Source organism: Christensenella sp. (genome assembly GCF_034927525.1).
Classification (GTDB): domain Bacteria; phylum Bacillota; class Clostridia; order Christensenellales; family Christensenellaceae; genus Christensenella.
On record NZ_JAYFPU010000376.1, the window covers coordinates 1 to 11,224 of the forward strand.

At 48.2% G+C, this 11,224-nt stretch carries 10 protein-coding genes and 1 pseudogene; all 11 read right to left on the minus strand.

What is annotated here, in order from left to right; all coding sequences use genetic code 11:
• Positions 1–95: 95 nt before the first annotated feature.
• Entirely contained in the window at positions 96–272 is a 177-nt protein-coding gene (locus VB081_RS14785; protein ID WP_323401535.1) for a hypothetical protein, read from the minus strand.
• 5 nt (positions 273–277) lie between these two features.
• A complete protein-coding gene (locus VB081_RS14790; protein WP_323401536.1) occupies positions 278–1,078 on the minus strand; it encodes a hypothetical protein in 801 nt (266 codons plus the stop codon).
• Between the two features lie 140 nt (positions 1,079–1,218).
• Positions 1,219–1,863 carry a LytR/AlgR family response regulator transcription factor gene (locus VB081_RS14795; protein WP_323401537.1) on the minus strand — a complete coding sequence of 215 codons (645 nt, stop codon included), beginning with the start codon at positions 1,861–1,863 and terminating at the stop codon, positions 1,219–1,221.
• 530 nt (positions 1,864–2,393) lie between these two features.
• A complete protein-coding gene (locus VB081_RS14800) occupies positions 2,394–3,233 on the minus strand; it encodes a tyrosine-type recombinase/integrase (RefSeq protein ID WP_323401538.1) in 840 nt (279 codons plus the stop codon).
• 162 nt (positions 3,234–3,395) lie between these two features.
• Positions 3,396–5,000: a phosphoenolpyruvate carboxykinase (ATP) gene (gene pckA / locus VB081_RS14805; RefSeq protein ID WP_323401539.1), complete on the minus strand. Its 1,605-nt coding sequence runs from the start codon at positions 4,998–5,000 to the stop codon at positions 3,396–3,398.
• Positions 5,001–5,194: 194 nt separating this feature from the next.
• A complete protein-coding gene (locus VB081_RS14810) occupies positions 5,195–7,336 on the minus strand; it encodes an ATP-dependent helicase (protein ID WP_323401540.1) in 2,142 nt (713 codons plus the stop codon).
• Positions 7,337–7,408: 72 nt separating this feature from the next.
• Positions 7,409–8,284 carry an AraC family transcriptional regulator gene (locus VB081_RS14815; protein ID WP_323401541.1) on the minus strand — a complete coding sequence of 292 codons (876 nt, stop codon included), beginning with the start codon at positions 8,282–8,284 and terminating at the stop codon, positions 7,409–7,411.
• Positions 8,285–8,302: 18 nt separating this feature from the next.
• A complete protein-coding gene (locus VB081_RS14820) occupies positions 8,303–9,421 on the minus strand; it encodes a C45 family peptidase (protein WP_323401542.1) in 1,119 nt (372 codons plus the stop codon).
• Between the two features lie 110 nt (positions 9,422–9,531).
• The gene (locus VB081_RS14825) at positions 9,532–10,128 is read right to left on the minus strand and encodes a hypothetical protein (protein WP_323401543.1); all 597 of its coding nucleotides are present in this window, start codon (positions 10,126–10,128) and stop codon (positions 9,532–9,534) included.
• Complete coding sequence (locus VB081_RS14830) at positions 10,125–10,922, minus strand: ion transporter (protein WP_323401544.1); 798 nt, start codon at positions 10,920–10,922, stop codon at positions 10,125–10,127. Before VB081_RS14830 ends, VB081_RS14825 begins: the two co-directional genes overlap by 4 nt.
• A gap of 10 nt (positions 10,923–10,932) precedes the next feature.
• Positions 10,933–11,224 (minus strand): annotated as a pseudogene (locus tag VB081_RS14835) (hypothetical protein); the annotation flags it as partial.

Here is an 11,224-nt window from a genome sequence, read left to right on the forward strand (position 1 = left end):
GTTCCCGCAATTATCGCTATCATTATCAAAAGCGATAATACGACTTTGAGTTTTCCTCGTTTTTTCATATTGCTTTTCTCCTTCGTAGCCGCCTGTTAATGCTTCTCATCGTTGCCAAGCTTGCCAATAATATTTTCTTCGATCCTGTTTTGATCGCTCACATGCGTTCCATTCATCCCATCAATGTTCTTGAGCTTTCGCCGCAGTACCATTTTGATTATTGATCCGGCAAGGATCGCAATAATAAGAATGCCGATCAATATCCATTCCATGACGGTTACCTCTTTGCTTTTTTCTTGTGCTCATACCAATGCAGCACTCTTAAATCAGACGTAATGGCACATATCAAAGACGCCGCAATCACACTGCATACACACAGCATAACCGGTTCCAGCATATCGCTTCCTCTCTGACCTTCTGGCGGCCCTTCGCCGGGATCGTTTTCGGTTCCCGCAACCGGCTCCGGCATTGCTGTCGGCTCCGGTGTTGCTGTCGGCTCCGGCGTTGTTGTCGGCTCCGGTGTTACTGTCGGCTCCGGTGTTACTGTCGGTTCCGGTGTTACTGTCGGCTCCGGCGTCGCTGTCGGCTCCGGCGTTGTTGTCGACTCCGGCGTTGCCGTCGGTTCCGGCGTTGCCGTCGGTTCTGGCGTTGTTGTCGGTTCTGGCGTTGTTGTCGGCTCCGGGTTCTCGACCAACTTCCATTTTGGGTACAGCGTTATATCCTCGTACACCTTTTGCTCACTATAACGCGGGTCGTCTGGAATCAGGAAAGGGATCGTCCATTTTTGATCCAGATACCATCCGTCAAATATGTAATGCTCTCTCACCGGCGTTTTTATATGCGCAAGTCGCAGCATGACGCCGGATGCAATATCCCATTTCATCTCCATGAGGTCGCAATTCTTGAAGTAGATCGTTGCATAATACCCATCGGGACAACCACCGTCCGTATTAACACAAAATTCTTCCGAACAGGTAAGGCTTGCCGTATTGCTCTGGTCGCCGTTTTCTGGCGTGCCTGACGCATACGCGCTGAGCGTGCAGCAGCATAAAAAAAGCGCTGTAAATAAAGCTATCATGCCAGCCAGCTTTTTTTTATACACCCGCTTGCTCCTTTCTTTGCGTGCATAGTCGTATCGGCGGACGCTGTAATTTCCCACTTCTCACGATTGAATATTTTTGCGATAGCTTTTCCCAACTGGAAAAATTTCGCCTGTTGTCATCTCGACTCTTTGCTTATTTTTTTGTTAACATACTTCTCCGCAACCAGATAGGAATTATGGATTCTTAAGAAGCCCTTTCCAAACAAAAATTCTTCTATTTTCGATAGCGGGGAATAAAATTCAAACAAAGTTCGTTTATTGCCTTCATTGAAATGGACCGTTACGATCCGGTTCATCACCTCAAAATACATAATATCCCGAATTGGAATATTCTTATGGTCTCCCACACAGGAAAGCGATATCACTTCTATATTTCGTCTTCGGCTGCGTTCTACAGCTTTCAAAAATATCTGTTCGAATTTCTCATCACTGGTCTTGTTTTTTACAATGAAGTGCAACGCCTCCACATCAAACGCATTCAGTACCTGTGACTCGTCAATGGTATAAAAAACAATATCCGCCCATATCCCGCGCTCCCTTAGCTCTCGCGCTGTTTCCATTCCGCTCATGCCGGGCATATGATGATCCAGATAAATCAAATCAAGCTTTGCCAGCTTATTATCGGAAAGAAACAAAAGCTGTCTTCCTGATCCGGTGAGCTGCACTTCCGTTTCGACTTTATGCTTGACGGCAAGCTTCTGAAGCTGTGACTGACACTGTGCCATATACAGAGTGTCATCATCGCAAATCAATATCTGCATCAAGCAACTCTCCTTTTTTAATACCATCGAAGTAATGTATCACTTATCCCCCTCATTTCCTCTCCAGCAGGCTTGTCCCTTTAACAAATACCACTACCTGCATCTTTTTGTCCCTGCCGATGTTGTAACTACCTGTTTTGGCGTTGTAACTGCCTATTTCGCTATGCGTAGTGAGATAGACGTATTTGTGGTTCGGACCGGAACCCGAATGCCCATAAAAAACACTTTTCGGAACTACATAATGAATATTATGTAGTGAATATGTTTGTATGAGGTAACAAAAAAGGGTAAAGAAAAATAGTCCATCGGATTTCAGATGAATTTTTGACAAAAATGAGTTTTTTGTTTTATTTTGTTCACCCTTTTGGGGAAGGTATAAGGCAATTTTGTATATAAAACAACTTGCTTAATATTGTATTTTTTGGAAAAATATGTTTTAATGAGGATTAGAAATGATATATTGATATATTTTAGGCCGTTTGGGACGATAGGTTACTACATAATATTCATTATGTAGTATTTTTATTTACTCAGACGACCAACCCCATTCGTGCAACAATCCGTGCGTGATCTTCTCCTGCTTCCACCAGATAGATGCGCGTTGTTTCAACGCTGCTATGCCCAAGGATGTCCGCCAGCTTCGCGATATCTTTTCTGACCCGGTAAAATGTTCTCGCGAACAAGTGGCGTAAATTATGCGGGAATACCTTCTTTTTGTTTACTTTTGCGTATACGCATAACATTTTCATGGTTCTCCAGATATTTGAACGGTTGACCGGCTTGCCACCTTTTGTAACAAATATTGCACCGAATCGAATATTTTTTTTCTTGATATATCGAATCAATTGCTTTTTCAGGCTCCCTGTGATAAATACGCTGCGCGTCTTTCCCTTCAGGCAAAGCTCAGCTCGTCCGGCGTATACGGCCTCCGCGGTAATATACGAAAGTTCGGACACACGCATCCCTGTCCCGCAAAGTGTTTTTAATATGAGGCTCATACGCTCGTTTCCATGTTTCTCCGCCGCGTTTACAAGCCGTAGGTATTCCTCTTTTGTAAGTTCTTGATCATTTTTGCAAAACATTTTTTTCTGTGTTTTGACTAGTTTGACCCGACAATCTGCGCATCCCACAAATAGAAGGAATCCGTTAGTCGCTACCAGCATGGAATTTACGCTTGCCGTCAGATGTTCTGTGGATAGTAGTGCCTTGTATGCGATCGTCAGTTCCTTTGTGATCGCGTGTCCCGCGGCAAACTTACAAAACTTCATGATATCCCGCATATATTTTTCGATCGTGGCCGTGCTTTTTTCCTCCGATATAAGGTAAGAGCGATAAGTGGCAATATCCGCTTTTCTAATGTACTTCTTCATTTCTGGTTCCTCCAAACTACTTTTTCTTTTTTTATTATCCTTTATTTTTTCTTTTTATGGAATATAAAAAACAGGCAAGTACATCATGTACTTACCTGTTTTTTCGCTTTTCGGCTGCTTCTTAATAAGGCAACCTTTTTTAAACTTCTGTATTTTGATCGCTTATAGCTGAGGGCCTGCGGAAACCAGTGCCTTCCCCGCTTCATTCCCTTCATATTTTGCGAAGTTCTTCACAAAACGCTGTGCCAGATCCTTTGCTTTTGCATCCCACTCGGAAGCATCTGCGTAGGTATCGCGCGGATCAAGGATCTTTGTATCTACGCCCGGCAGTTCTGTCGGGATCGCGACATTGAAGTACGGCAGCATTTTAGTCGAAGCCTTTTCGATGGAACCGTCAAGGATCGCATCGATGATGCCGCGGGTGTCACGAATGGAGATACGCTTTCCGGAACCGTTCCAGCCCGTGTTCACAAGATACGCTTTTGAGTTGTTCTGTTTTGCCCTCTTAACAAGCTCTTCTGCGTACTTGGTCGGATGCAGCTCTAAAAAGGCCTTTCCGAAACATGCCGAGAAAGTCGGCGTCGGCTCTGTGATCCCTCTTTCCGTCCCAGCCAGTTTTGCCGTAAATCCGGACAAGAAATAATACTGCATTTGTTCCGGCGTTAAGATCGATACCGGAGGAAGAACGCCGAAAGCATCTGCAGACAGGAAGATGATATCCTTCGCTGCCGGAGCTGCTGAAACCGGCTTTACAATGTTTGTAATGTGGTCGATCGGGTAGGACACGCGCGTATTCTCCGTCACGCTCTTATCAGTGAAATCGATCTTGCCATTTGCGTCCAGCGTAACATTCTCCAGAAGAGCGTCGCGCTTGATTGCGTTGTAGATGTCCGGCTCGGATTCTTTGTCGAGATCGATTACTTTTGCGTAGCAGCCGCCTTCAAAATTGAAGATGCCCTTGTCGTCCCAGCCATGCTCGTCGTCCCCGATGAGAAGACGCTTCGGGTCTGTCGAGAGCGTAGTCTTACCTGTGCCGGAAAGTCCGAAGAAGATGGCAGTGTTTTCGCCGTTCAAGTCGGTGTTTGCCGAGCAATGCATCGACGCGATACCCTTGAGTGGCAGATAGTAGTTCATCATGGAGAACATACCTTTTTTCATCTCACCGCCGTACCAGGAATTCAGGATGACCTGCTCGCGGCTGGTGAGGTTGAACAGGATTCCGGTTTCGGAATTCAGGCCCAGCTCTTTATAGTTGTCGACTTTTGCCTTGGACGCGTTATATACAACGAAATCCGGCTTAAAGTCTTTCAATTCTTCAGCCGTAGGCGTGATGAACATATTCGTAACAAAATGCGCCTGCCACGCAACCTCCATAATGAAACGGATCGACATGCGTGTGTCTTTATTGGCGCCACAGAATGCATCGACAACAAAAAGTCTTTTGCCGGAAAGCTCTTCCATCGCGATTTTTCTTGCCGTTTCCCATGCCTGCTCACTGAGCGGGCGATTGTCATTGACCTGCTCTTCAGAAGTCCACCAAACCGTGTCCCTTGAAGTATCGTCCATGACAATGAACTTGTCTTTGGGTGAACGCCCCGTATAAATACCGGTCATAACGTTTACCGCGCCAAGCTCACTTTCCTGACCCTTTTCAAACCCTTCGAGGGTCGATTTGGTTTCTTCCTCGAACAAATTCTCGTAAGAAGGATTGCGAACAATCTCTTTTACCCCTGTAATTCCGTATTGACTCAAATCAATATTCATCATAAAAACCTCGCCTTTCTGTGTTTTGCAAATGCTTGCAAATATCGTTTTAAAAATTTAGCCGTATTTAATATATTCTATAGGGCTTCCTTTATTCCTTTTTCATTTTTCATTTATTTTAAAAAAACTGTTGATTTATTTTAAACCGATTTCACAGTAAAAAACAAACCAACCCGGCGGCAAGGCTTTCCTTGTATTTACAGCTTCCTGAGTTTCCCGTACTGCTTATCGATATCCCGGTGCCCTGTTATCGTTTCGAATTCGATTTCGTAGCTTTTATCCGTTTCACGCACGACGACCCCATTGCCAAAGACAGGGTGTGTCACCCTGTCGCCGGCTCGAAAAGATAGTTGCGGGCTATTGAGTCTTTTTTCCAAATTCCCGATATAGGCTTTCGCTTGGGCAAGGAATTGCTCATCTGGTATGCCATCGATCTCGAGCTTGTCAAAATCTACATTGAAAATAAAGCGGGAGGGGTAACGATAGCTGCTGTCGTTGTTGCGTCCTTCGGCATCCACGATAAAGAGGCTGTCTTTGGCGCGGGTAAAGGCCACATAGCAAAGCCTGCGCTCCTCCTCCATCTCCTGCCTGCTGCGTACACGGCTGGAAGGAAAGATCCCTTCATTTAGGCTGACCACAAAGACATATGGATATTCCAACCCTTTTGCCGTATGCACGGTCATTAGTTTTACGCTTTCGCGCTTTTCGATCACATCCAGATTGGTAAACAAGGAAATTTTGCTCAGGTAATCGCCCAGCGACACCTTTTCGCCCGCGGTCGATTCGTACTGCTGGATCGCGTTTTTTAATTCACTGACATTGTCGATGCGGTTTTGATCCGCATTTTTCATCAGCATTTCTTCGTAGCCGGACTCCCGCAGAAGGCCGTCTGCAAAATCTGAAACGCTTATGTTGTCCGCAAGCTCTGCGTAATGTTCGATCACTTCCACATAACGTCGTGCCTTCGTGTTTTTTATCTTCTCGTGCGTAAGATTATCTTTCAGCGCATCGTAAAGCTTCACATTATTGTTTTCCGCGTATTCTGTCAGAAAATTAAGGCGTGTGCGGCCGATCTCTCTGCGGGGCGTATTGATCGTACGCAGGAAGGAGATATCGTCAAAGGCAAGCGGCATACGCAGATAACAAAGGACATCCTTGATCTCTTTGCGATTATAAAATTCCACGCCGTTGAAAAGGGAGTAGGGGATATCTTCTTTGACGAACGCTTCCTCCAGGCTGCGGGACACATAGTGTGCGCGGTAAAGCACCGCGATATGATAGGGCTTGACCCCGCTTTCCATCAGAAAACGGATCGTACGCGCGACATAAGCGGCTTCCGCAACAGTAGAGTTTGTATGCTTGTAATACACTTTTGCGCCATCCTCACGCACAGCGCACAGCACGTTTTTCAGCCGCGCCGTATTTTTGGAGATCAGGTCGTTGCTCACCCCGAGGATCTGCGGGGTGGAACGGTAATTTGTATTGAGGTAGACCGTTTTGGCTGACGGGAACTCTTTGTCGAAATCGAGGATAATGTGAACGTCCGCGCCGCGCCATGAATAGATCGTCTGATCCGGATCGCCCACCACGAACAGATTTCCGTATTCCTTAGAGAGCATATACACGAGCTGCGCCTGCTTTGCGTCCACATCCTGAAATTCGTCCACCTGAATGTACTGCAGGCGCTGCTGCCATTTTTGTAGAACGTCCGCATAACGGGTAAACAGGTACAGCGTATAATTGATGATGTCATCAAAATCGAGCATAAAGTTGCGGCGTTGTTTTTGAACGTATTTCCCCAGAATGCGATCCTTCATGTCGCGCGTGAAGCTGGAAAAATATTGGATCGCTTTCCTTTCATCCGGCTCTGTGACCTGTCCGACATACGCATACGGCGCTTTGAATACGTCGATCACCTTGAGCATATCGCGGAAGGTATAGTCGCGCAGGTTGAGGCCGAGCTCGTGGTATATCTCCTCGAGCAGGCTTTTTTGATCTACTTCGTCCATGATCGAAAAGGACTGCGGATAATTCAGCCGATGGATATCCTCCTTGAGCACCTGCAGGCAAAAGCCATGGAAGGTGCTGATGAAGCCCGTATCCACATCTCCAAGCATTTTGCGGATGCGGCTTTTCATCTCGCCCGCCGCTTTGTTGGTGAAGGTGACGGACATGATTTTTCCGGGGGACACGCCCAGCTCTTCCACCAGATAAACGTAACGCGAAGTAAGCGTCCGCGTTTTACCGCTGTCGGCTCCCGCAATGACGCGCACATAGCCCTCTGTCGCCTGTACCGCTTCTCTTTGTTTGTCGTTCAGTTGCTCTAATATTCCTGCCAAATCGATCTCCGGATAGGTTTTCTTTCTATTATAGCATCCGTGCAGGCCAAAATGTGTTAAGAGTTGAGAATTTTATCGGACCGGTATATATACGTCGATTTGTGAATCCGGATGATCGTACCCCAAAAAGCGCTCGTCATACAGTTCAAAATCTTCCCGCCAGTCGAGCTCCTGCTTTGTGGTCAAAAACCATGTGCCCCAGATGTAGGCAAACGTCTGCGGCAGCAGTCGCAGCGTACCTTTGTGCGTAAATACCGCATAGCGCCCGCCCGGAAGCTCTTTTTTTACAAAGACATCCGGCAGTCCGTCAAACGACCCTACCTCCGCACCCACAACCTCTGTGAAACGCACCTCGTCGGTCATGCTGTACAGTGTGTTTTCGTGGCATGCTTCACAGATACCAAAGCTTAACGCATTTTTCTTTTGATTGGGAATCTGTGGGCTGACCTTAAAAAAATCCTGCCACAGATCCGGGAGCCGGTTGTCGCGCAGGGTAGTCTCCCCGCGGATACCCGCCACTTTGACGGGCGGCATCTCTACGACCCGCGGATGCACCGTGACATTGCGGGCCAGATGGTCGAGCAGCCCCGTATCCAGCCGTTCCTTTGCCCCGACATACGCATCCAGCCTGTTGCTGCGATAGGTCTGCGGATTTATCAGATACACCGCCTTGAACGCACGGCTGAACGCTTCTGCGGACTCAAACCCGTTCTCCATCGCGATATCAATGATTTTACGGTCTGTATAGATCAGGTTTTTTGCGGCGTCGGCCAGACGCCGCTTCCTGATATATCCGCCGACGCTCTCACCCAGTACGGCGATGAACTGCCTGTTTAAGTGATAGTAGGAATACCCGGCGGCGCTCGCAACATCTTCTACTTTGATGCTATCGCCTAGATTACTTTCAATATATATAACGGCTTGCTCCAGTGCCTTCCGGTAATCCACTTTCTACTCCTTTCAGGGTCATTTGATCGGTTGTTCCTTATATATCTTCGGGTCTGCATGCTTGGGCGTGATGCCGATCTCGCGCATCGTACTTCCCAGCGGTTCCATTATATCATACGTATTCCAGCCATTTTGCTCCCTGCCGCCCCAGCAAAGCTCGACCGTCCCGTCTGCGGGGGAGATGACCATGCTTTTTGTCGTGCCGAAATACTCCTCATAATAGTGACAGCACAGGCCGTCCGGATATTTTGACAGCAGCATATTTTTTAACTGCTCCTTTGAAAACTTTGCAGTGGATTTTACCTGTTGCCCGATCCACTCGCAGCGGCAGGCAGAATGCACCAGCGCCTTTGGCTCGTATGGCACAAGCTCGGGCAGAACGGGATGGTTTGTCGCCCACAGCGCCTGTTCTTTTGACGCGCCGTCGATCTGTTTGACCGCGTATCGTCCGTCCAGCGTCTCTACCAGTGCGGCGTTGCCCGCCCGGTCGAGCAGGATCATGTTGACATTATAGGCGATGGGTATTTCTTTTAAGTAGGAAAGCGCTTCCTGCACGTCCTTACAGTTTTCCAGCAACGCGCGGATCACCGCCCAAAATTGCAGGCCTCTTAACTTGGGGGCGCGCATATAGGACATAGGCCCCACCGGAAAACCACAGGAACTCATGGTGACCGCGAGGCCGTGCTCGTTGAAGCCGTCATCGCGGCCGAACTGAAGCACGCTTGTACCCATGTGGGTATATTTGCCCTTGGCGGATGTTTTTACCAGGCAGAAATCCTCCATATTGTGATTGAATTCATAGTTGCGGGCGAGCAGCGGCTTGCCCTCCGCAGTCGAGCCGGGAAGCAGCGCGATGTGGCTGCACTGCGGGATCAGGTAGGTCATGCCATAATAAAAGACCTGTTCGCTCGACACATGAAGTGCATCGGCAAAGCCTGTCAGTTCCTCTGTGAGTCCCGGACACCACTGGTCAAACAGTTTTTTTGCTTCCTCTGTCTTTTCCCGTGAAAAACCGGGCATTGCCTGCGTATGCGCCGCCTTGAGCGGCGGTATTCCTGCCGTTATACTACCCAACTGGTAACCGATCTCGTAGTTGGTACCTGCAAGTTCTGCCGTTCGTGTCTGTATCGATATCATGCTATTTCCCTCCTTGTTTGGTTTTTTCAGTTTACCAAAGCAAGAAAAAAACAGCATGATAATTTCTGCTGTTTTTGAAAGGATCGTTATTATGATCAAACCGGATCGATCTATACCTTGTACAATTGCAAAGGGTTTTTGAGCGCTTTTGGCATAAAACGGTAAAACAGCGCAACGATTCCCGCCGTAGCGAACGCATCGAACACCTTGACCAAAAACGTGGCGAAAAAGCATGCCGCGACGTTTGACCAATCCCACGCAAGCGCAGCATTGTAAAAGCGCATCTCCCACACGTTATCCGCAGGGACACCGCCGTTACGCAAAAGCGTGAGCAGTGAAGCGATCACCGTTGTGGCGATGATGACATACAGGATCGTTGTGAGTATGCGCCGGCGCAAGGGTTTATCCTCCCTGCGCATATTGATGCCCACGATGAGCGCGACCGCCGCGCTGGCGGCGTAATACAGGATGGCGCTTGCATCAAGCGACGTGACCGCGATGAAAAAGTCGTTCATCAGCCCCACCAAAAGACCTGCCGCAGGCTCCAGCGCAAGCGCCGCTAAGGCAGTGCCCGGAAGATCGAGCCACAAAGGGAGCCCGAAGGCCTGCGCAAGAAGGTAAAGTACCTCGTTTAGCGCCACGCAAATGACCATCATGATGAGGTAACGCCACTTTACATCGAGATTAGCAAGATCAAAGCGTTTCATGCGTCTTCCTCCTTTTCTTCGTCTCCTAAAATACGCTCAAGGGAGGAGGTGTTATCCACTTCGTCCGGGTCTTTTCCTTCCGCTTCCAGTTCCTTTGCCCTGCGCGCTTTATCGAGATTGATCTCCTCTACAAAGCTGGCGGTGATGATACCGGCCGGAAGCGCAATGACCGCGATGCCGAACAGCGACGAGACCATACTGATGAATTTGCCAAGCTCGGTGACCGGATAGATGTCGCCATAGCCGACTGTTGTGAGCGCCGTCGTCGCCCAATAAAGAGCGTCAAAAAAGGAATCGAACGTCTGCGGCTCGTTGGTAAACATCATCAGCGCGGATACAAAGATATAGAATACCGCAATGAGCACCACCGACCACAGCGTCCTGCCTTCTTTTTTGAAGGCGTTGGCGATATAGGAAAAACTTTTCGAGTAGCGGAACAGTTTGAAAATACGCAGCAGACGCAAAATACGGAAACCCTGTCCGAGGATACCGAGCGAGGGCAGCAACGACACAAGGTCGATGATCGCCATCGGCGTGAACGGATAGAGCACGAACGCCCCCGGCGCTTTGCGCTTGCTTTGATAATCGTACGTCATCCAACGGAAAATATAATCGAAAAACAAGATATACACCGTAACGACGTCGATGGTTTCAAGGATTTTGTTCGATTCCTTAAACATCAGCGGTGTCAGGCTTAAAAGCGCCGCCGCCATGATAAAAATATCATATACTCTGCTGGCTCTTTGCCCGTGCCCGGCTTTTTTGATCAGTTTGTAAATACTTTCCCGCAGCATAAGCTTTCTCCTAGAAAATGTACGCGCAGATCGGCATCAGGAGATTTCCTGCGAGTACCAAAATCAGTATCGTATAGAAAAGCACCCTGCCATAATGCTTGGAGAAATCGCGGTCTTCATATTTTTTGCGTATGCGGTTGATGTTGATGATCGCCATTGCGCCCATCAAAATCATCATGATGCCCCAGACGTTTACATACTCGAGCAAGCCCGCCTGCAATGCGTCCGGCAGCAGGTTCGCACCCACCATGATGTTCGCGACCGTACCAAAGAGCGCCGCAGGGATCATGGACAGCGGGTCT

Excerpts from the sequence above, each read along its gene's own strand:
- VB081_RS14785 (WP_323401535.1), bottom strand. The coding sequence starts at position 272 with ATGGAATGGATATTGATCGGCATTCTTATTATTGCGATCCTTGCCGGA.
- VB081_RS14790 (WP_323401536.1), bottom strand. The coding sequence starts at position 1,078 with ATGATAGCTTTATTTACAGCGCTTTTTTTATGCTGCTGCACGCTCAGC.
- VB081_RS14795 (WP_323401537.1), bottom strand. The coding sequence starts at position 1,863 with ATGCAGATATTGATTTGCGATGATGACACTCTGTATATGGCACAGTGT.
- VB081_RS14800 (WP_323401538.1), bottom strand. The coding sequence starts at position 3,233 with ATGAAGAAGTACATTAGAAAAGCGGATATTGCCACTTATCGCTCTTAC.
- pckA (WP_323401539.1), bottom strand. The coding sequence starts at position 5,000 with ATGATGAATATTGATTTGAGTCAATACGGAATTACAGGGGTAAAAGAG.
- VB081_RS14820 (WP_323401542.1), bottom strand. The coding sequence starts at position 9,421 with ATGATATCGATACAGACACGAACGGCAGAACTTGCAGGTACCAACTAC.
- VB081_RS14825 (WP_323401543.1), bottom strand. The coding sequence starts at position 10,128 with ATGAAACGCTTTGATCTTGCTAATCTCGATGTAAAGTGGCGTTACCTC.
- VB081_RS14830 (WP_323401544.1), bottom strand. The coding sequence starts at position 10,922 with ATGCTGCGGGAAAGTATTTACAAACTGATCAAAAAAGCCGGGCACGGG.